Genomic DNA, 21575 nt, shown 5'->3' with positions numbered 1-21575 from the left:
AAAAGTAAAAATCAAGCAGTGAATGAAGGCAGTGAAAACGAATTGGTATGCGCTGCTACGGCGCGGTACTGCATCGGCGTCCGCCGCTGACACGGGCAATGCCGGCCAGGTCGGGCCAGCTCTGCACATCAGTGAATCGGGCGGCGTCGAGCAGCGCACAGACCGCCGCGGCCTGGTCGTAACCGTGTTCCATCAACAGCCAGCCGGCCGGCGCGAGGGCCGCCGTTGCGCCGCTGATGATCTGGCGTAGCGCACTCAGTCCATCAGCATGATCGGTCAGCGCATCGACCGGTTCGAAGCGCAAGTCGCCTTCGGACAGGTGATGATCGCCGTCGACGATATACGGAGGATTAGCCACGATCATGTCGAAGCACTGGCCGTCGAGTGCCGCGTACCAGTCGCTGCGTTGCAGGTGCACCTGGACGGCATGGTGGGCGGCGTTGCGGCGGGCTACGGCGAGCGCGCCATCACTGAGGTCGATGGCGCTGACGGCAGCATCGCGCCGGCTGTAGGCGAGCGCCACGGCGATGGCACCGGACCCGGTTCCCATGTCGAGCACGCGACCCTGGCGTGGCAGGCGATCAATCGCCAGCTCGACCAGTAACTCGGTTTCCGGACGCGGGATCAGCACTGCCGGCGTGACCTCGAAGCGCAAGCCGTAGAACTCTCGGCTGCCGACCAGATAAGCAATCGGCTCGCCGGCAATGCGGCGGGCAAACAGCGTCGAGACCCGTTGCGCCTGGGCCGATGTCAGCACCTGTTCATTGCCGGTGATGAGTGCGATGCGCGTCAGGCCGAGTGCATGGCCCAGCAGGATGCGACGTTCCGCCAGAATCGGTGCCGCCTGACGCAGCGCGGCTTCGATGGTCTCGCCGGCGACGATCAGTGGCATTCTAGCGACCGCGCTTGAGGGCAACCCGGCCCAGGATCAGCACGAAGCCGACAAACCAGACCAGCGACCATTGCGGGATCGACAGCCCGAGTATCGGGGCATACGGCGTACTACAAAACCCGTCGGCCTTGAAGACCAGCGGCAGCCAGTTCGCCGGTGCCAGCGTGTTGAGCGCGGTTTCAAGCGGATCGATGCCGCACGAGATTTCCGGATGGGCCTTGACCCACAGATGCCAGCCTGCCGTGCCGGCACCGGCCAGCGCTACCAGCGCCGCGAAGCCCGCACCGATAGCGCTGGTGCCGCGTGGCAGGACGACAAACACCAGGCAGATCAGCGCGACTGCGGCGAAGGCATAGCGTTGGATGATGCATAACGGACAGGGTTGCATACGCTCCACGACTTGTAGATAGAGCGCGACACCGAGCAGCGCGAGGCAGGCTAGCGCGACAAGTAACAGGACGGGTTTGGCATTTTTCATGAGGTAGGCAAGCAAGGAAAAGTCGAGAAGGAAAAGGGCGCGTCGCCCCTACGATAACTTAAGCGGGCAGAAATCAATTGTCGTCACCCAGCGCCGCCAGCAATTCAGCCTGGTGTTCCGCCGCCAGCGCACCGGTGAGGTCACTGAGATCACCGTCCATGATGAAGTCGAGCTTGTACAGCGTCAGGTTGATACGATGGTCGGTCATGCGACCTTGCGGGAAATTATACGTGCGGATGCGCTCGCTGCGGTCGCCTGAGCCGATGAGCGACTTGCGGGTAGCCGCTTCTTTCGATTGCTGCTCGCGCACCTGTGCATCCTTGATTCGCGCCGCCAGCACTTTCAGGGCCGAGGCCTTGTTCTTGTGCTGGCTGCGGTCGTCCTGGCATTCGACCACGATGCCGGTTGGCAGATGGGTGATGCGCACAGCCGAATCGGTCTTGTTGATGTGCTGGCCACCGGCACCGGAGGCGCGATAGGTATCGATGCGCAGGTCGGACGGATTGATATCGACATCGCTGATCTCGTCGACTTCCGGCATCACTGCCACGGTACAGGCCGAGGTATGAATGCGACCCTGCGTTTCGGTGGTCGGCACCCGCTGAACGCGATGGCCGCCGGACTCGAACTTCAGGCGCGAATAGGCACCGTTGCCGATGACCCGCACGATGACTTCCTTGTAGCCGCCGACATCCGAACTCGATTCCGATACCATCTCGACCTGCCAGCGATTGCGTTCGGCATAGCGTGTGTACATGCGCAGCAGGTCACCGGCAAATAGCGCCGATTCATCGCCACCGGTACCGGCGCGGATTTCGAGGAACAGGTTGCGCTCGTCGTTCGGGTCTTTCGGCAGCAGCATGGTTTGCAGGTCGGCTTCGATCTGTCCGGTGCGGGCGCGCGCAGCGAGGATTTCTTCTTGCGCGAAATCCTTCATGTCGGGATCGGCCAGCATGTCGTGCGCGGTCGCGATGTCGGCTTCGGCCACACGGAAACTGTCATACAGCGCCACCAGCGGGCCGAGTTCGGCATGCTCGCGGGTCAGCTTGCGATAGTTGTCCATGTCCGAAGCCAGGTCTTCTTGCGTGAGCAGCTCATTGAGTTCACCCAGCCGGTCGGCCAGCTGATCAAGTTTGACGAGCATCGATGGTTTCATGGAACGTCCTGGAAAGCGGGTGGGGCGGTAGCCTGACGGCGCAGGGCATAGCGAGGGGCAGTGTGGAACCGGCTAGCGGCGATTGCGGAACAACTGTGGCAGCAGCGCAGCGAGACGAGCGCGTTCGTCCCCCTCGGCATTGTTGAGCGCGTGTTGCGGGCCATGCAGGAACTTGGCGGTCAGACCGCGCGACAAGGCGTCAAGCACCACGTCGATATTTTCACCGCGTGCGAGCAGCTTGTGGGCGCGCTCCAGTTCATGCAGGCGCATCGCTTCGCTGGTTTCGTGCAGCTCCTGAATCACCGGCACCATCGCGCGATGATCGATCCAGTGCATGAACGACTGCACGCGGATGTCGATGATGGATTCGGCTTGCGATACCGCTGCCTGCCGGCTTTCGACACCGGTCTGGACTACCGCGCCAAGATCGTCGACGGTGTACAAAAAGACGTCATCGAGGCGGGCGACTTCATGTTCGATGTCGCGCGGCACGGCCAGATCGACCATGAACATCGGCTTGTGACGACGGGTCTTGACGGCCCGTTCGACCATGCCCAGGCCGAGGATAGGTAATGCCGAGGCAGTGCATGAAACAACGATATCGAACTCGGCCAGTTTGCCGGACAGTTCGGCCAGCCGGATCGATTTGCCGCCGAAGCGTTCGGCCAGTGCCTGACCGCGTTCCAGGGTCCGGTTGGCGATCGTGATCGACTTGGGATTGTGCGCGGAAAAATGAGTTGCACACAATTCAATCATTTCTCCGGCACCGATGAACAGCACATGCTGATCGTTGATGCTGTCAAAAATACGTTGCGACAGGCGCACCGCGGCCGCTGCCATCGAGACACTGTGGGCGCCGATTTCAGTGGTGCTGCGTACTTCCTTGGCGACCGAAAAGGTGCGCTGAAACAGTTGATGCAGATAGGTGCCGAGTCCGCCGGCGGCATCGGACTGGCGTACCGCTTCTTTCATCTGGCCCAGGATTTGCGGTTCGCCCAGCACCATCGAATCGAGGCCGGAAGCGACACGGAAAGCATGTCGTACGGCTTCACCTTGAGGGCGTGCGTACAGGAACGGACGGAGTTCAGAGTAAGACAGGTTGTGATAACTGGCAAGGAAGTGCCCGGTTGAATCGAGCACTGCTTCGGCGCCGCCCGGCAGATCGCTGGCGGCATACAGTTCGGTACGATTGCAGGTCGACAGGATGGCGGCTTCGTCACCGATACGCAGATTACCGTCTTTGCCGAACCAGGCCCGCGCTGCACTGACTGCCTGGCCGATCTGGTCCGTCGGGAACGCGACTTTTTCGCGCAGGGATAGCGGCGCGGTAGTGTGGTTGAGTCCGAGGGCGAGCAGTTGCATTGTATGGGTGGACCGGCTTGCTTTGTGAGTGGCCATTATAGCGTGTGATGCCCGTTGCCCGGTCAGGTGTGCACGTTGATGACCGGCAATACTACGGTAAAGGTCGTACCCAGCCCGACCTTGCTGGTGAATGAAATCTCTCCATGGTGGCGTTCGATGACGGTTTTGACGAATACCAGGCCAAGACCGATGCCGTCGTGACGGGGTTGGTTGGGTAAATCGACGCGCTGGAAGCGGCGGAAAATCCGGATCTGGTCGGCCGCAGCGATACCGTAACCCTGATCGGTGATGTCGCACACGACCAGCGTGCCGAGTAGCGTCGCTCGCGGTCGCAGCGAGCAGGTAATGACCGTGCCTTCGGGGCTGTAATTAATCGCGTTCGAGAGCAGGTTGGCGAGTGCCCGCGTCATCAGCCCGCGATCGACGCGGACCGGAAACAGCTCGCTGGTGACTTCGTTGCGGATCGTGATTTTCTTGCTATTGGCAAGGGTCCACATTTCATCGGTGGCATCGAACACGAGATCCTGGAAGTCGTGTTCATCGAGCCGGTATTCATGCGACTCGGCGCGTGCCAGCTGGACGAAATTATCGGCCAGGCCAAGTGTCTTGCGACACGCCTTGTCGATGCGGGCGAACAGCTCTGCTTCGGGCAGCGCCGATGCCGGATCGGCTTGTAATTCCAGCAGTGCCAGTATCGAGGCCTGCGGTGTACGCATATCGTGCGACAGGAAACGCAGGGTTTCATCCCGGCTGCGCTCGGCCAGCTTGATCGCCGAGATGTCGACGATGCTGACGATCCAGCCGGTCAGGACATTGTCGTTCGAGCGGCATGGTGCGCTGCGCACCAGGAGTTCGGCACCGGCCTCGTTGCGGTAGCCGATGCCATCGGCGAAGGTCGCGGCGCGCTGGGGATCGAGTAAGTCCCACCAGTCGAACGGGCCTTCGAAGGTATGGTCGAACGCATGCGGGACGGTCTGGCCCGGCGTCGAAAACAGATACGGCAGCAATGCGCCATTGACGTTTCTGAAACCGACGCTGGCAAAATAATCCACCGCGTGCTTGTTCGACAGCAGCACATAGCCATCGACGGTCGTTACCAGCGTCGCATCCGGCAGGCTGTCAAGACTGTCGGAGACGAACTTGCGCAGGTCGCGGACGCGCCGCGCCGCATTTTTCATGGCCTGGATGCGCCGCTCCAGGATATCGGCGCTGCGTGGCTTGCGCCGCTCCAGTTCGGGCAGCAAATGCGGTTCGCTGTCGAGCCGGCTGAATTCCTGGCCGAGATAGCTGATGGCGGCATCGAGCCGGCGCCAGCTCCATAACGGATAGGCCACGATCAGTGCAATGCAGGTTGCCGCCGGCGGTATCCAGGCGCCCAGCCTGAAGGCCATCCATGCGCCGGCCAGACTGGTCAGCAGTAATCCGGCAGTCGCCAGTAAGCCCGCGCGTGGCGACAGAAACAAATAACCCAGCATCGCCAGCAACACCGGCAGGCTGCTCAGCAACGCGGTTTGCCACGGGCGTGCTGCCACCAGCGTGTGGCCATCGAGCAGGCTGGCGAGGATGTTGGCACTGATTTCAATCCCCGGCATGCCGCCGCCCTGACCCGAGACCGGTGTCGGATAGGTATCGGTCAGACCGACGGCGGTGGCACCCACGAGCACGTACTTGTTCGTAAAAAAGTCCGCCGGCACCTCGCCGCGCAGCACTGCCGCATACGGCACCGACATCACCTGCCCGCTGCTGCCGGCGTACGGAATCAGCATTGGCCGGATGCGGTGCGGGTAAGCAGGCAGCTGGTCGCCGCCTATCATTGCGGCAAAATGCGGCCAGGATCCGTGTTCGCCGGCTTCATCGAGAAATGTGCTGCGCACGACGCCATCGGGATCGATATTCAGACCGATGTGGCCGAGGCCATGGGCGGCGTCGGCCAGTTCCGGTATCGGTGGCGTGGCGATGTGGCGGGCACCGTTGTTGGTGATGACGACGGGCAGGATCACGCGCTTGCTGCGTACCATCGCCGCCTGCAAGGCCGTATCGCCAAGCCGTGGTGCGCGCTCGGGTTCTGACAGGATCACGTCAAGGCCGATGGAGCGCGGTTTTGCCAGGCTGAGCTGGTCGATCAGCTGCGCATGCAATTCACGCGGCCATGGCCAGCGGCCCAATTCGGCCAGGCTGTAATCGTCGATGGCAACGATGATGATGTCGTCGCGTGCCGGCCGCGCACTGGCGGTGATGAGCTGGTCGTAGAGCGTCATATCGAGCCGCCCGAGACCGTTTTGCCATCCCAGTCCGGCAGCCAGTAACAGCATCACCAGCAGCAAGGTGACCCATTCGCGCAGCGCGAAATAATTTTTTAGTGCCATCAGTGGCGACCGGGACAGCAAGGAGCGGGCGCGCATGACCACGCGTCAGCGCGCCCGGCCTGATTGTGCGGTGACCGGATTGCCTTCGTGGATGATCCACTGATCGGTCACGACAAAACTCTGGGTTGCCGAATATGGTCCGGTACTGCCGTCGTCGTTGCGGATTTGTACGCGGGCGAAGTAAGTGCCGAACGGCGGGCGTGGCAGCGTCAGCGTTGGCCTGGTCGTGGTGGCATTGAACTGGAGCCAGCTGAATTGGACATCGCGGGCGACCTGGACATGGAATCCGGCCGCGGCCGGGCTGCGCCAGCTGAGCTGGAATTGCTTGCTATCGCTGGAGTCGACGGTCGGTGCCGATGGCGTTGGTGCCTGAGCCGGGCGCAGGCTGACCGGCACCACACGCGCAAAACCTTCCAGTCCAAGGGCATCGATGGCCGAAATACGCACGAAGTAATCGCCGGCACTGACCCCGCTGAGCGACATCGCATTGCCGCTGGAACGGGTTTCGGCGAAGGGGGCCTCACCTTGTGCGTCGGTACCGATCTGCAAGTGGTAGGCGGCGGCACCTGCCAGCGTGACAGCCTTGAACTGGGCGATGCCGCCGTTCTGCAGGCTGGCCTGGTCAGCCAGTTGCGGCGCCGCCAGCAGAGCCACCGGTGCACCGACCGTACTGCCGACGATATTGCCTTGTCCGGACTGCAAGCTCACGCCAGGGCCGGGTGTGAGCCGGCTGACCTCGACAATGCCGGACAGCACTTCATTGGTGGTCGTGCCACCGGCCTGCAGGCCGACGCGGAAATGGGTGCCCCGCACGCCGGCCATGGCCATTGGCGTACGGATTTCGTAGCGCCCCATGCGGGGAGCGAGTGGGCTGACCTGCGATTCCACTTTGCCGCGCAGGATGGTGATTTCGGTGCGCGGACTGCCGGTGTATCTGGCCATGCGCAGGATGGACAACCTGATGCGCGTATTCGATGGAATGGAGACGCGCGACGCATCCTGCAAGCCCAGCGTCAGGAAGCTGTTATTGGCGGTCTCGATGTGCATGCCTTCGACCACGCGGCTACCGATCGATAGCGTCACTGGTTGATTGCCGGCTCCCAGCGCAGTAACTGTGCCGGACAGCGTGGTGACGTGCGCTTGTGCCGGTTCGTCGGGCAGCAAGCCGGCCGGAATCAGGATGGCGCTGCCGACCGGAATACTGGTGTCTTTGAGGATGTTGTTGATCTTGCCGAGTGCAACCCAGTTGCTCGTGGCGCTGGTAAATCGCGTAGCGATCGATGACAGGGTGTCGCCCTGGCGGGCGGTGATGGTAATGCCCGAGGCACCGACCGAGATGCCGTCAGACGCGTCGTCCGACTGCGCTTGTGGCACGCAGAGCAGCGCAACCGACGCCAGTACGACCATTCTGACCCAGCCTGTAGTGGTTGCACGCATGCGTTCTCTTCACTGCAATTGGACGACTATCCGGAGACTTGTTCCAGACGGTAACCGTAACTATAAACCGGGGCTAACCGGAAGCCATTTTCCGGACGCAATTTTAACTTGGTACGTACCCGTGAAACATGTGTATCCATCGTGCGCGATGGAATTTCGACATCGCGCGACCAGACTGCTTCGAGAATATACGCACGTGATAGCGGCCGCCCAAGATTGCGGAATAGCAGCAAGGCCAGATCGAACTCTTTTTGCGTCAGTTCGACCGGTTCACCGTGATCCAGTAACCGGCCGGTGCGCGGTTCAAAAATGTAATGACTGAACTGGATTTGTTCGATCGTGTTCTGAGTCGGATAGGCGCGTCGCAGCAATGCTTGTACGCGGGCGACCAGCTCACCGCGCCGGATCGGCTTGATCATGTAATCGTCCGCACCTGCGGCCAGACCGGCGACGATATCGTCCTCGCCCGAGCGGCTGGTCATGAACAGGACCGGCAAGACGGCCGGCAGTTTTTCTCGTGCCCAGCGCAATACGTCGGCACCACTCAGGTCAGGGACTTGCCAGTCGATGATCAGCATGTCGAAACTTTCGCGACGAAGCTGGTTCAGCATTTCCTTGCCGCTTTGAAACGCGTGGCAGGTATGGCCGGCAGCGCTCAGCACCTGGCATACCAGATCAGTTTGTGTGCGGTCATCGTCAAGTACGGCAATTCTCATGGGGGCAGTCGCAAAAGGTCTGAGTGAATAAGTTGTCGACAATTTACCAACTTTTGTTAAAAATCGGTTTTTTTTCGTTTTACTTTAACAATCGTTCACAATGGAAATTAACATTCGCCCCGGCGAAATTCTTGGCGTAACGAGGCGGCAATTTACGGCATTCAAAATGCATTTAAAAAATATGCCGTCGCCCGATCTGTCGAGTCCAGTTGACCGGGAAAAACCAAAACGATAGATATTTCACTTATTGGTTATTTCTTGAAACTAATAGTTTTCGAAGTGCTACATGCTGTATGCTCGGACCAACGAAAGAACTTTCTCGTGACCATCGGGATTTTTTACTACCTTGCGGTAGGAAAATACGGAACATGATTGAAAACGACGACTGGACAAAGAACGTGTCGATGCCTAAAAACTGCCTGCGGAACTGCATAAAATGAAAACATCTACCGAACGCACTGCCTTTAGTGCACGACTTCAACTGGCGCTACGTAATGCCAACCATGCTGCTAATCATCCGACTTATTTATCCCGCGAGTTCAACTTCCGGTTTTCCGGTAGTCCGATCACGGTCCATGCTGCGCGCAAATGGCTGGTCGGTGAATCGATTCCGACCCAGGACAAATTGCGCGCGCTGTCGAACTGGCTGGGTGTGACGGCGGAGTGGCTCCGGTTTGGCGGGCCTGAAGAAAATGCGGTGATTTCAGCTCCTCAGACCAGCGGAGCCTCCGAATCGGCGCAATCGAAACTGATTGCTGATTTCATGGAGCTGGATATGCATCATCGCCAGATCGTGCAGGATTTCATCAAGCTGCTGGCCCAGAAAGGGCGCCCATCGCCGGACGTGATTCCGGAGCGGGCGACCCGGGTTACCAAACTGAAGACCGGCGGCTAGACCAGCCGCTTCCAAAAAAACAGCCCGGCATTGTCCGGGCTTTTTTTATCTGGCGTCGCGTGATTCAGGCCATGGCTGGCGGATTAATTGGCAGATGCACGGTAAAGCGCGTACCCAGATCGACCTGGCTGTCGACCTCTATCCGGCCACTGTGCTGACTGACAATATTGTAGGACAGCGACAAACCCAGCCCGGTGCCCTGGCCGATAGGTTTAGTAGTGAAGAATGGTTCGAAGATCCGGTTGATCTGGTCTGCTGCAATTCCCTTTCCGGTATCGCCGATTTCTATCCAGACCCAGTCATCGCTGACGCCGGTACGAATGGTGATGGTCCCTTTGTTGGTAATGGACTGTGCGGCATTGATGATCAGATTCATGAAGACCTGATTGATTTGTGAAGCCAGGCACATCACCAGCGGTAGCTTGCCGTAGTGCTTTTCGATGCTGGCTTTGTACTTGAATTCGTTGGCAGCAATCATCAGCGTACTATCCAGCCCGTGGTGCAGATCGGCCACTTGCCAGTCCGATTCGCCGACATGAGCGAAGTCCTTCAGCGACTGGACAATATCGCGAACTCTTTTGAGGCCATCAAGCGATTCGCTCACCAGCGCGACGGCGTCTTCGCGCAGGTAGTCGACTTCAGCCTCTTGCTGGATCTGCGCCAATTGTAATTTCAGGTCACGCACGTCCGTCGTCGTGGCGACGGCCGCATCATATTGTTCGAGGACGACAAGCAGCGTATCGACATAACCGCGTAGCGAACCCAGATTGGAATTGACGAAACCAACAGGATTGTTGATTTCATGTGCGATTCCAGCTGCCAGTTGGCCGATCGAGGCCATTTTTTCGGATTGCAGGAGCTTGGCCTGCATCTGCTGCATTTCCTCAATCATCCGTTGCTGTTCATCGCCCTTTTTTTGCAGGGCTTCTTCCATTTTTTTGCGTTCGGTGATGTTGCTGAGTAAGCCCACGACTTCCAGCGGTTCGTTGTTTGCGTCGCGCATCAGACGAAGCGTGTCATGCATCCACAGATAGATACCATCGCTGGTTTTGAAACGATATTCGTACGAGCGTTGGCCTTCTACAAACAGCAATGCCAGACTGGAAAAAATAGTGGGAATGTCTTCCGGGTGAATATGGTCGAACCAGAAATTCGGATCAGCGACCATGTCCGCCGGCTCATAGCCAAGCACGCGTCGGGCGTTATCACTGACAAAAGTCATCTTGAAGTCGCCGGTCGGAACGCTGCTGTAAATAATGGCGGGCGTATTGGCGATCAGATATTCGAGCCGTGCATTGGTCGATATCAATGCAGACGCCGCGTCCTGCTGGGCAGGATCGATCGATGGTTGATGTCTGGGCTGCTGGTCGAAGTCGTGAAATTGCATGCGAGGTGGCCGCCCGGTTGATCTTTGTGGCATGAAGCCGGACGGTCCGACCAGCGGAGTACGGATGCATGACTAAGGGTTGGTAGTTCCCTCAAAGATCCTACAGGACGCGTCAAATAGTTGCTATATAAAAATATTGTTTTGCTGCGCGAGGGCTTAGGACCCGCCGCTACAGCACAAATAGTGCGGATACCCTAGACTTCACGCGCGGCAGAACCCGTGCTGTGAGCATTTTGTCTTCCCATCAGGTTGCCGTCTGCGCAGTGGGCGGTTCATGTTCTTAGTACCTTTCCCTCTTCTTGAAAGAAATGACACCATGACATCTCAAATGATCGATATTGCAAGCCACGACGGAAAAACCTTCCAGGGCTATCTGGCATTGCCGCCGACCGGAACCGGTCCGGGCATCGTCCTGATCCAGGAAATTTTCGGTGTCAATGACCATATCAAGGCAGTGGCAGACCAATACGCGCTGGACGGTTATGTGGTGCTTGCGCCGGACCTGTTCTGGCGTCAGCAAGCGGGGGTGGATCTTGGCTACACCGAGAGTGATTTTGGTGCGGCAATCGGCTTCATGCAAAACACGGACTTCCCGCTGGCGATTCAGGATTTGACGACCACGGTCAGTGCATTACGCGCATTGCCGCAATGTAACGGTAAGGTGGCTTCGCTCGGTTATTGTATGGGTGGCTTGCTGTCCTATCTCAGTGCTGCCAACGCCGGTGTCGATGCGGCGGTCTGTTATTACCCGGGCTCCATCGAAGAACACCTGAACCTGGTCGACAAAGTGATCTGCCCGATCCTGATCCATTTTGCAGAAAAGGATCACTACATTTCGGCCGCCGCAGTGAAGTCGGTCCAGAACGCGTTTGCCGATGTGAAAACGGCGGTCATCGAGGTGTATCCGGATGTCGATCACGGATTTAATTGCTGGGAGCGTCCTGCTTACGACCAGAAGACCTCGTCGCTGGCGCATGGCTTGTCATTGTCGTTTCTGGCCAAGGCGTACTGAGCAGAGTGAGAGTTGTCCGCCTGCAGGCAGGCGGACATTTTTTGCAGAAGGTAAAAAAACAAAAAGCCTCCGGAAATTGCTTTCCGGAGGCTGCTGTTCTTGGTGGCCCGGGGCGGAATCGAACCACCGACACAAGGATTTTCAATCCTCTGCTCTACCGACTGAGCTACCAGGCCAAGGGGCGCAAGTATAGCAACTCTTTTGGATTTTGCAAGCTGGAGGGGGAATCTAAATTTTGACCAGCCGCTATAATCTGCCCCAGGCATTTCCATCCCCACTTCTTTTGATCGAATCACATGCACACCGACATTTGCGTTATCGGCAACGGCACCATAGGAAAAACCACGGCGCTCGGCTTGGCGCAGGCGGGATACCGGGTTGCTTTGCTCTGTCCGCCGCCTTCGCCAGCGGCGAAAGCGGCATCAGCGTCAGCGGCCTGGGACTTGCGGGTCTATGCATTGAACGATGTCGCGCGCGATGTGCTGACCTCGCTGAAGGTGTGGGATGCGCTCGATGCCGATCGTGTGGCTGCCGTCGACGGGATGGTGGTCATCGGTGATGGCGATCATGCCGGCAAGATCGAGTTCGATGCGTATGGCGCGCATGTCGCCGCGCTGGCCTGGATTGTCGAGCACCGCAATCTGGACCAGGCGCTGGACGCGGCGTTGCGCTTTTCGCGGGATGTCACGCTGGTCACCGGCTCGGCCTCGGCCTTGCATGTCGCGGCCGATGCGGCCCGTATCGACCTGGTCGATGGCAGCCACTTGACGGCGGCGCTGGTGATCGGTGCCGATGGAGCCCATTCCTGGGTACGCAACCATGCCGATATCGGCATCGACTATCGCCCTTACGAACAACGCGCCGTCGTCAGCAACTTCGAGTGCAGTGTTGCCCATCAGGGCGTGGCTTACCAGTGGTTCACGGCGACCGAAGGGATCATTGCCTTGCTGCCGCTGGCAGGGCAGCGCGTTTCGCTGGTCTGGTCGGCACCGGATGCGCTGGCAGCAACGCTGATGACCGAGTCGCCGTCGCAACTGGCCGCGCGCCTGACGGCATTGCCCGGGCAGCCGTTTGGTCAGCTGCAGCCGATGCAGCCTGAACGGGTACAGGCGATTCCGCTTGCACTGATCCGTGCACATCAGTTTGTTGCCCCGCGTATTGCGCTTCTGGGCGATGCCGCCCACGCCGTGCATCCGCTGGCCGGACATGGCATGAACCTGGGTTTCGGTGATGTCGCTGCGCTATTGCGCGCCTTGTTGGGCGCTGATGCCCGGCGCGATTGCGGCGACGCCCGCCTGCTCGCCGCTTATGCCCGTTCGCGCAAGGAAGAAGTGCTGATGATGCAGATCGCCACCGATGGACTGCAACGCTTGTTTTCAAGCCAGTTCGAACCGCTGCGTATAGTCCGTAATCTAGGATTGAACTTGCTCAATAAGTTGCCGGTCATAAAAAGACGTCTGATGTCCCACGCCGCAGGGGGCATCAAGTGAGCGGTGCTCGCGTCTCTAACCCCATTTCTGGAAATCATTGCATGAAACTTTATAAGTCCGTACTCGCTGTTTCGCTGGCTCTGTCGACACTTGTTGCCTGCGCCGAAACGCCGCAGGAAGCCAAAATCAAGAAGCTGATCGAGCCGCGCCTCGGCGACGGTGCCGTTGTCGAATCCGTTCGCAAGACACCTTATGGCGGGCTGTATGAGTTGCACGTCGGCGGTGACATCCTGTACACCGACGAACAAGCCAACTACTTGTTCGTCGGTCGCGTGATGGACAGCAAGACCTTCAAGGACCTGACCAAGTCGCGCGTCGACGAAGTCAGCCGCATCAAGTTTGCCGACCTGCCGCTGGAGATGGCGATCAAATCGGTCAAGGGCGATGGCAAGCGCGTCATTGCGGTGTTCGAGGATCCGAACTGCGGATACTGCAAGCGTTTCCGGCAAACCTTGCAAGGCGTGGATAACGTGACGGTGTACACCTTCTTGTACAACATCCTGTCTGAAGACTCGGGTGTGAAGGCCAAGAATGTCTGGTGCGCAGCGGATCGTAACAAGGCCTGGGATGACTGGATGTTGAGGGGCAAGGAAGCCGCCGCAGCGCCGGCCGCTTGCACCACGCCGAATGACAAAGTGCTGGCGCTCGGCCAGAAACTGCGTATCACGGGAACCCCGACGATCTTCTTTGCCGACGGCAGCCGGGTTCCCGGCGCGATGGATGTCAAGGCGTTCGAAGCCAAGCTCGCCACGCAGTAATCTGGTTCGCGCAGGCAAATAGGGGGCGGGCACATTGCACGGTCCCTATTGAAATCCGTTATATTTCAGCCGATCAACATGCGGATCCAGCGCAAGAACGCCTTCACCATACGGAGCACTCCATGGTCACACTCAATATCAACGGCAAAGACATGCAGGTCGATGCCGATCCTTCCACCCCAATTCTGTGGGCGCTGCGGGATAACCTCAACATGACCGGTACCAAGTTCGGTTGTGGCGCTGCACTGTGCGGTGCGTGTACCGTGCACCTCAACGGTCAGCCAATCCGCTCGTGCGTCACGCCGATTTCGGTTGCCACCGGAGCAAAAATCACCACCATCGAAGCCATGCAGGCGGACAAGGTCGGCAAGGCGGTGCAGGATGCCTGGGTCAAACTCGACGTGCCGCAATGCGGTTACTGCCAGAGCGGCCAGGTCATGACAGCGACTGCCTTGCTGCGGTCCAACAAATCGCCTTCCGATGCCGATATCGATGCCGCCATGAGTGGCAATATCTGCCGCTGCGGCACCTATCAGCGCATCCGCGCTGCGATCAAGGACGCCTCAAAAACGCTGGCCTGAGCCTTGCCACTTTCCGGAGAATCACATGCGTACCGAATGGATAAACCAGGTTGCCGCTAATGGCGCCGGCGTATCAAGCCACGCAACGAGTCACGCACCAAGCTACGCATCAAGCCACATCTCGCGTCGTCATTTCATGAAGGCGTCCAGTGTCGTTGGCGGCGGTTTGCTGCTCGGCTTTTTCGTGCCAGGCATGAACAAGATGGCCAATGCACAGGCACCGAAGGCGGTGTACGCGCCCAACGCCTTTTTGCGGATTGCTCCCGACAACACCATCACCGTAGCCGTCAACCGGCTCGAATTCGGCCAGGGCGTCAATACCAGTCTGCCGATGCTGATTGCCGAAGAACTCGATTGCGACTGGACCCTGGTGCGCAGCGAGCTGGCACCGGCTGCCGAGGTCTTCAAGGACCCGGCGTTCGGCATGCAAATGACCGGCGGCTCCGGCACCATCGCCCACTCGTATACGCAATACCGTGAAATCGGCGCGACCGCGCGGGCGATGCTGATCGCAGCCGCCGCTCAACAATGGCAAGTCGAGCCGGCCCGATGCAGCACGGCCGACGGCGTCGTGATCGGCCCCGGCGGCAAGAAAGCAAGCTACGGCGCGTTGGCCGACGCGGCAATGAAGCTGCCGATGCCGGAGAAAGTGGTGCTCAAAGACCCGAAAAATTTCAAGCGGATTGGCAAGCCGACGCCACGCATCGACGCCCGCGCAAAGTCAACAGGCGGGCAAGTGTTCGGCATTGACGCCAGCGTGCCCGGCATGAAGGTGGCCGTGGTGGCGCGGCCGCCGGTCTTTGGCGGCAAGGTCGGTAAATTCGATGCAACCAAGGCGCTGGCCGTCAAGGGCGTGCTGGCCGTGCTGGAAGTGCCGACCGATCGCGGCGGCAGTGGTGTGGTCGTGATCGCCGACGGTTACTGGCCGGCCAAGACCGGGCGCGATGCGTTAGTCATCGACTGGGATACCAGCGGCCTCGAAAAAATCAGCAGCGACCGGCAACTGCTTGCTTACAAGGAGTTGGCACAACAGCCCGGTCTCGTCGCGATCAAGGCCGACATCGGCAAGCTCGCAGCGGCACCGAAAAAATCACGGCGGACTATGAGTTTCCGTATCTGGCGCACGCGCCTATGGAGCCATTGAACTGCATCGTCGATCTGAAGGCCGACGCATGCACGGTCTGGGCCGGCACCCAGTTCCAGACCGTCGACCAGGCGGCTATTGCGCGTACAGCCGGGCTGAAGGTCGGGCAGGTCACGGTAAACACAATGATGGCCGGCGGTGGTTTCGGCCGGCGCGGCGTGCCGACTTCGGACTTCATCGTCGAAGCGGTGCAGGTCGCCAAGGTCTGGAAAGCAGCCGGAAAAACCAGCCCGGTGAAGGTGATCTGGAGCCGCGAGGATGATATCAAGGGTGGTTATTACCGTCCTGCGACAGTCCATCGCGCCGAAATCGGCCTCGATGACAACGGCGACATCGTGGCCTGGAACCACACCATCGTCAGCCAGTCGATCATGATCGGAACGGCGTTCGAAGCCTTTGCAGTCAAGGATGGCGTGGACTCCACGATGACCGAAGGCATGGGCGCACCGTATGCGTTGCCGATGAAGCTGTCGGTTCACAACGTCAAGGCCAACGTACCGGTGCTGTGGTGGCGCTCGGTCGGTTCGACCCACACCGCCTTCGTGATGGAAACGCTGATCGATGAAGCCGCCCAGATCGCCGGTACCGATCCGGTGGCCTATCGCAAGAAGCTCATTGGCGACAAACATCCGCGCCATCTGGCCGCACTCGACCTGGCGGTAGCCAGGTCAGGTTACGGCAAGGCCAAGCTGCCGGCAGGTCAGGCCTGGGGCGTGGCGCTGCATGAATCGTTCAACTCGGTCGTCGCCTACGTTGTCGTGGCGTCGCTGACCGAGGGTAAGCCGAAGCTGCATTCAGTCACCGCCGGCGTGCACTGCAACCTCGCTGTCAATCCGCTGACCATCGAAGCGCAAGTGCAGGGCGCGATCCTGATGGGATTGGGCACCACATTGGCCGGCGCGGCAGTGACGCTCAAGGATGGCGTGGTCCAGCAAAACAACTTCAATGATTATCTGGTTGCACGCATGCCTGACATGCCAAAGGTGGCTGTGCATATCGTTGCTTCCGGCGATGCACCGACCGGCATGGGCGAACCCGGCTTGCCGCCACTGGCACCGGCTTTTGCTAATGCGCTCGCCAGGCTCAGTGGCAAGCGCTTGCGCAAGCTGCCGTTCGACCTGACCTGACGGAGCGCGCTCATGCATTGCACCGGACTTTTGCTCGCGGCCGGCCGCGGCCGTCGTTTCGATCCGAGCGGCTTGCAGAACAAACTACTGCAAATCCTGCCGCAGGGCGAGCATGTGGCGCTGCGTTCGGCGCAGCGTCTGGCGCAGGCCCTGACCAGCACGCTGGTGGTAGTGCATCCGGATGCACTGCGGCTGATGAACTTGCTGCATCAGTCGGGCTTTGCTACCAGTTGCTGCGCCGACGCCGCTGCCGGCATGGGGCACACGCTGGCGCACGGGGTGCGCAGCAGCGCCGCTGCGCCGGGCTGGATCGTGGCGCTGGCCGACATGCCGCACGTGAAGTCATCGACCATCGCAGCGCTCGACGCCGCAATTCGCGACGGTGCCGATATCGCAGTCCCGGTGCATCAGGGACGGCGCGGCAATCCGGTCGGATTCAGTCGCCTGCACCAGCAGGCATTGCTGGACATGCATGGCGATCAGGGTGCGCGCGAGGTCGTCAGAGTGCATCCGGTGGTCGAGGTCGAAGTCGATGATCCCGGTATTCTGTTTGACATCGACACGCCCGACGATCTGAAAAAAGCGGGCTGAATGCGTTACACCTGCACGAGTTGGTTTGTCCCTCTTCACCCGGAAACTTCCTGAATGAACATAAATTTTTTTAACCAGCGGCTGGCATTCCGGCTCGGCATGGCTGGCCTGATTCCGTTCGTATTACTGTCGCTCGGTTGCTGGCTGGTCCATCCGGATTGGCTGGGCTATCTGGTCAAGGCCCAGCTCGCGTACGGCATTGCGATCCTGTCCTTCCTCGGCGGCATTCACTGGGGAGCCGCGCTGACCTGCAACCTGCTGACTATCGCTCAGACCAAGCGATCCCTGATCTGGGGCGTGACGCCGTCGCTCATTGCGTTGCTGGCGTCGCGCATCGAGATCGGCCTGGGCTTTGCCGTGCTGATGGCCGGCTTCATTGCGGCCTACCAGATCGACAAGCGCTTGTACCAGTGGTATGGCATTCCGGATTGGTTTATCGGTCTGCGTTTCAAACTTACTTGCGTGGTCGTCACGGCATTGGTCGTGACCTTCCTCGCTGCCAATGTCAGGAGCTGATGTGACCAATGATGTGACCAACCATGTGACCCATCCGATTCATTACACCATCGTCGCGCGCGACCTCGCTGCTCACCTGTTCGAGGTCACGCTGACGATCGCCCGGCCCGATCCGGCCGGCCAGTTGCTGAGCCTGCCGGCGTGGATTCCGGGCAGCTACATGATCCGCGAATTCGCCCGCAACATCGTGCAGATCCGCGCCACTTCGGGCGGCAAGAAAGTCGTCCTGCGCAAGTGCGACAAGCACAGCTGGCAAGCCGCCGCCTGCAGCGGTGCGCTGGTCGTCAGCTACGACGTCTATGCGTGGGACCTGTCGGTGCGCGCCGCGCATCTGGACCAGACCCACGGATTTTTCAATGGCACCAGCGTGTTCCTGCAAGTGGCCGGGCAGGATGCCGTGCCGCACGTGGTCGATATCGTCAAGCCGGATGACGTCGCTTGCAAGCACTGGCGCGTGGCCACCGCACTGCCGGAACTCGACGCCGCACGACTGGGTTTCGGTACCTATGTCGCAGCCAACTATGACGAGCTGATCGATCATCCGGTCGAGCTCGGCACCTTCGCACTGGCGACGTTTGTCGCGCACGGCGTACCGCACGATATCGTCATCACCGGCAATGTGCCGAACCTCGACATGGCGCGTTTGCAAACCGACCTGACCCGGATTTGCGAAGCGCAGATCGCCCTGTTCGAGCCGGAATCCAAACGCGCGCCGATGGCGCGTTACCTGTTCATGACGCTGGCGGTCGGCGATGGCTACGGCGGGCTTGAACATCGCGCGTCGACGGCGCTGATCTGCAAGCGCGCCGACCTGCCGGTGCTTGGCCAACCGGAACTGAGCGACGGCTACCGGACTTTTCTCGGGCTGTGCAGCCACGAGTATTTCCATACCTGGAACGTCAAGCGCATCAAGCCGGCTGCTTTCGCACCGTATGCGCTGGCCAGCGAAAGCTATACCTCGCTGCTGTGGCTGTTCGAAGGCTTTACCAGTTATTACGATGACCTGATGCTGGTGCGCAGCGGCGTCATCGATGATGCCGCGTATTTCACGCTGCTTGGCAAGACCATCGACAGCGTGCTGCGCGGCAGCGGTCGCAGCAAGCAATCGGTGGCGGAATCGAGCTTCGATGCGTGGATCAAATACTACCGGCAGGACGAAAACGCGCCGAACGCGATCGTCAGTTATTACACCAAGGGCTCGCTGGTGGCGCTGACGCTGGACCTGACCATCCGTGCCGGCACCGCCGGCAAGAAGTCACTCGATGACGTGATGCGCTTGTTGTGGCAGCGCTATGGCCGTGACTTCTTTGAGACCGGCCGTGGCGTCACCGAAGCCGAGGTCGAGGCGCTGATCGATGAAGCCACCGGCCTGAAGCTCAAGCGTTTGCTCGACCGTGCGGTGCGCGGTACCAGCGACTTGCCGCTGGCCGATGTGCTCGCGCCATTCGGTGTGATGTTCGCCGCGAAGAAGGCCCCGGGCGTGGTGGCGTTGGGCGCACGGACTGCGCGCGACGGCAATGATTGCAAGCTCGCCAGCGTCTATGAAAAAGGCGTGGCGCATCGGGCAGGGATGTCGGCGGGAGATGTACTTGTCGCCATCGACGGCTTGCGCGTCAATGCCACCAATCTGGCGGATTTGCTGCGTCGTTATCGGGCGGGGGACAAGGTGGAAGTACATGCATTCCGGCGCGACGAGCTGATGACGTTTAGCGTAAAGCTGGCACTCGATGATGCGCCGGCCAGCAGTTTGTCGCTGCTCGACAAGCCAGCCGCCGCGGTTAAATTACGGCGTGCCTGGCTGAGCTCAGGCAAATAGCCGGTTCAGTTCGAACCCCGGGTCGGCGGCGCGCATGAAGGCTTCGCCGACGAGGAAGGCATTGACGTCGTGGTCGCGCATGCGCTTGACATCATCGGTGCTCACGATGCCCGACTCGGTGATGACCAGCTTGCCCGGCGAGATGCGCGGCAGCAGATCGATGGTGTTCTGCAGCGAGGTCTCGAAGGTGCGCAGGTTGCGGTTGTTCACGCCGAGCAGCGCGCTCTTGAGGCGCAGCGCGGCGGTCAGTTCGTCCGCGTTGTGCACCTCGATCAGCACGCCCATGCCGAGCTCATGCGCGACGGCTTCCATCTCGGCCATCAGGCCGTGATCGAGCGCCGCGACGATCAGCAGGATGGCATCCGCACCCCAGCTGCGGGCTTCATAAACCTGGTACGGATCGATCATGAAATCCTTGCGCAGCGCCGGCAAATTGCAAGCCGCACGAGCTTGTCGCAGATAGGCCGGATCACCCTGAAAGAAGTTCACATCGGTCAGCACCGACAGGCAGGCCGCGCCGAATTGTGCGTAGCTGGCAGCGATTTCGGCTGGCTTGAAATCGAGCCGCAAGACGCCTTTGGAGGGTGAGGCTTTCTTGATTTCGGCAATCACGCCCGCCTGGCCGGCAGCGATTTTCTGACGCAGGCTGGCCTCGAATCCGCGCAGGTTGGCGCGTGCTTCGGTATCGGCTTCGACTTCGCGGCGCAGGCTGGCAAAGTCACGGTATTTTTTTGCGGCAGCGACTTCGTCGGCCTTGACGTCGAGGATTTTGGTAAGGATATCGGACATGGTTTTCGTGGCTTCAGGAGCTGGCTAGTTGCTGGGTAACGCTGACGAATTGCGCCAGCTTGGCGCGCGCGGCACCGGAGGCGATGGCGGCTTGTGCCGCGATCAATCCGTCGCCTATCGACGCCGAGATGCCGGCCGCATACAGTGCAGCGCCAGCATTGAGGGCGACGATATCGCGCACCGGGCCGGGGGTATCGTCGAGCGCTTCGAGGATTTTCTGGCGCGACTCGGTGGCGTTGCTGACCTTCAGGTTGCGACTCGCGACCATTGCCAGGCCGAAGTCTTCCGGATGGATTTCGTATTCGCGGATTTCGCCATTGACGAGCTCGCCAACGAGGGTGCCGGCACCGAGCGAAATCTCGTCCATGTTGTCGCGGCCCCAGACCACCATCGCATGTTGCGCACCGAGCCGCTGCAATACGCGCACCTGGATGCCAACGAGGTCGGCGTGAAAAACTCCCATCAGGATATTGGGTGCGCCGGCCGGATTGGTCAGCGGGCCGAGGATGTTGAAAATGGTCCGCACGCCGAGTTCCTTGCGCACCGGCGCCGCGTGTTTCATGGCAGCGTGGTGGTTGGGCGCGAACATGAAGCCGATACCGGTCTGGGCGATCGATTGCGCGATCTGTTCGGGCTTCAGGTTGATGTTCACGCCGAGTGCTTCGAGCACATCGGCGCTGCCCGACGACGACGACACGCTGCGTCCGCCATGCTTGGCCACGCGCGCGCCGGCCGCTGCCGCGACGAACATCGTGGCGGTCGAAATGTTGAAGGTGTTGGCACCGTCGCCGCCGGTGCCGACGATGTCGAGCAGGTGGGTGGTGTCTGCCATCGGTACCTTGGTAGCAAACTCGCGCATGACCTGCGCCGCGGCAGCGATTTCGCCGACGGTTTCCTTCTTCACGCGCAAGCCCATCGTCAGTGCCGCGATCATTACCGGCGACATCTCGCCCTGCATGATCTGGCGGAATAGCGACAGCATTTCGTCGTGAAAAATTTCGCGGTGGTCGATACAGCGCAGCAGCGCTTCTTGTGGCGTGATGGGCATCGTGTGTCCTGTCA

The 21575-nt window shown here is 60.0% G+C and carries 18 protein-coding genes, 1 tRNA gene and 1 pseudogene; 9 read left to right on the top strand and 11 right to left on the bottom strand.

Annotated features, from left to right (window positions below; translation table 11 throughout):
• Positions 1-55: 55 nt before the first annotated feature.
• From prmC to RHM62_RS00130, 7 genes are all read right to left on the bottom strand, one after another.
• On the bottom strand, positions 56-892 hold the full coding sequence (gene prmC / locus RHM62_RS00160; RefSeq protein ID WP_322123601.1) for a peptide chain release factor N(5)-glutamine methyltransferase: 837 nt from the start codon (positions 890-892) through the stop codon (positions 56-58).
• Position 893: 1 nt separating this feature from the next.
• The gene (locus RHM62_RS00155) at positions 894-1370 is read right to left on the bottom strand and encodes a disulfide bond formation protein B (protein ID WP_322123600.1); all 477 of its coding nucleotides are present in this window, start codon (positions 1368-1370) and stop codon (positions 894-896) included.
• Between the two features lie 73 nt (positions 1371-1443).
• On the bottom strand, positions 1444-2526 hold the full coding sequence (gene prfA, locus RHM62_RS00150) for a peptide chain release factor 1 (RefSeq protein ID WP_322123599.1): 1083 nt from the start codon (positions 2524-2526) through the stop codon (positions 1444-1446).
• A gap of 72 nt (positions 2527-2598) precedes the next feature.
• Positions 2599-3888, bottom strand: a complete 1290-nt coding sequence (gene hemA / locus RHM62_RS00145; RefSeq protein ID WP_322123598.1) for a glutamyl-tRNA reductase — start codon at positions 3886-3888, stop codon at positions 2599-2601.
• Positions 3889-3950: 62 nt separating this feature from the next.
• Positions 3951-6290, bottom strand: a complete 2340-nt coding sequence (locus RHM62_RS00140; RefSeq protein WP_322123597.1) for a CHASE2 domain-containing protein — start codon at positions 6288-6290, stop codon at positions 3951-3953.
• A gap of 9 nt (positions 6291-6299) precedes the next feature.
• Complete coding sequence (locus RHM62_RS00135) at positions 6300-7691, bottom strand: FecR domain-containing protein (protein ID WP_322123596.1); 1392 nt, start codon at positions 7689-7691, stop codon at positions 6300-6302.
• Positions 7692-7717: 26 nt separating this feature from the next.
• Complete coding sequence (locus RHM62_RS00130; RefSeq protein ID WP_322123595.1) at positions 7718-8407, bottom strand: response regulator transcription factor; 690 nt, start codon at positions 8405-8407, stop codon at positions 7718-7720.
• A 436-nt stretch (positions 8408-8843) separates the two neighbouring features.
• Here RHM62_RS00130 and RHM62_RS00125 point away from each other — a divergent pair, with 436 nt between their 5' ends.
• Positions 8844-9302 carry a hypothetical protein gene (locus RHM62_RS00125; protein WP_009665470.1) on the top strand — a complete coding sequence of 153 codons (459 nt, stop codon included), beginning with the start codon at positions 8844-8846 and terminating at the stop codon, positions 9300-9302.
• A 64-nt stretch (positions 9303-9366) separates the two neighbouring features.
• Here the strand turns inward: RHM62_RS00125 and RHM62_RS00120 are convergent, their stop codons facing one another.
• On the bottom strand, positions 9367-10689 hold the full coding sequence (locus tag RHM62_RS00120; RefSeq protein ID WP_322123594.1) for an ATP-binding protein: 1323 nt from the start codon (positions 10687-10689) through the stop codon (positions 9367-9369).
• Between the two features lie 316 nt (positions 10690-11005).
• On the opposite strand from RHM62_RS00120, the gene RHM62_RS00115 reads away from it, so the two are divergent.
• A complete protein-coding gene (locus RHM62_RS00115) occupies positions 11006-11701 on the top strand; it encodes a dienelactone hydrolase family protein (RefSeq protein ID WP_322123593.1) in 696 nt (231 codons plus the stop codon).
• A 100-nt stretch (positions 11702-11801) separates the two neighbouring features.
• On the opposite strand, the gene RHM62_RS00110 is transcribed toward RHM62_RS00115, so the two are convergent.
• A tRNA-Phe gene (locus RHM62_RS00110) sits at positions 11802-11877 on the bottom strand.
• Positions 11878-11997: 120 nt separating this feature from the next.
• Between RHM62_RS00110 and RHM62_RS00105 the strand changes: the two genes are divergently transcribed.
• The 7 genes and pseudogenes from RHM62_RS00105 (at position 11998) to RHM62_RS00075 (ending at position 19724) form a co-directional block, all read left to right on the top strand.
• Entirely contained in the window at positions 11998-13191 is a 1194-nt protein-coding gene (locus RHM62_RS00105; RefSeq protein WP_322123592.1) for an FAD-dependent oxidoreductase, read from the top strand.
• 41 nt (positions 13192-13232) lie between these two features.
• Positions 13233-13949 (top strand): DsbC family protein, encoded by a 717-nt coding sequence (locus RHM62_RS00100; protein ID WP_322123591.1) that lies wholly within the window; start codon positions 13233-13235, stop codon positions 13947-13949.
• Between the two features lie 122 nt (positions 13950-14071).
• On the top strand, positions 14072-14530 hold the full coding sequence (locus tag RHM62_RS00095) for a (2Fe-2S)-binding protein (protein ID WP_322123590.1): 459 nt from the start codon (positions 14072-14074) through the stop codon (positions 14528-14530).
• 25 nt (positions 14531-14555) lie between these two features.
• Positions 14556-16801, top strand: a pseudogene (locus RHM62_RS00090) (molybdopterin cofactor-binding domain-containing protein).
• Between the two features lie 12 nt (positions 16802-16813).
• Complete coding sequence (locus tag RHM62_RS00085; protein WP_322123589.1) at positions 16814-17392, top strand: nucleotidyltransferase family protein; 579 nt, start codon at positions 16814-16816, stop codon at positions 17390-17392.
• Between the two features lie 54 nt (positions 17393-17446).
• Positions 17447-17908, top strand: a complete 462-nt coding sequence (locus RHM62_RS00080; protein ID WP_322123588.1) for a DUF3429 domain-containing protein — start codon at positions 17447-17449, stop codon at positions 17906-17908.
• Position 17909: 1 nt separating this feature from the next.
• A complete protein-coding gene (locus RHM62_RS00075; RefSeq protein ID WP_416172277.1) occupies positions 17910-19724 on the top strand; it encodes a M61 family metallopeptidase in 1815 nt (604 codons plus the stop codon).
• On the opposite strand, the gene trpC is transcribed toward RHM62_RS00075, so the two are convergent.
• Both trpC and trpD read right to left on the bottom strand, forming a co-directional pair.
• Entirely contained in the window at positions 19713-20513 is an 801-nt protein-coding gene (gene trpC / locus RHM62_RS00070) for an indole-3-glycerol phosphate synthase TrpC (RefSeq protein ID WP_322123587.1), read from the bottom strand. The two genes, RHM62_RS00075 and trpC, sit on opposite strands and share 12 nt — an antisense overlap.
• 13 nt (positions 20514-20526) lie before the next feature.
• On the bottom strand, positions 20527-21561 hold the full coding sequence (trpD, locus tag RHM62_RS00065; RefSeq protein WP_322123586.1) for an anthranilate phosphoribosyltransferase: 1035 nt from the start codon (positions 21559-21561) through the stop codon (positions 20527-20529).
• Positions 21562-21575: the final 14 nt, after the last annotated feature.

It is taken from the genome of Actimicrobium sp. CCC2.4 (assembly GCF_034347385.1).
Taxonomy (GTDB): domain Bacteria; phylum Pseudomonadota; class Gammaproteobacteria; order Burkholderiales; family Burkholderiaceae_D; genus Actimicrobium.
Note: the sequence above shows the minus strand (reverse complement) of the source record. Positions and strands in the feature narration are given on the sequence as shown.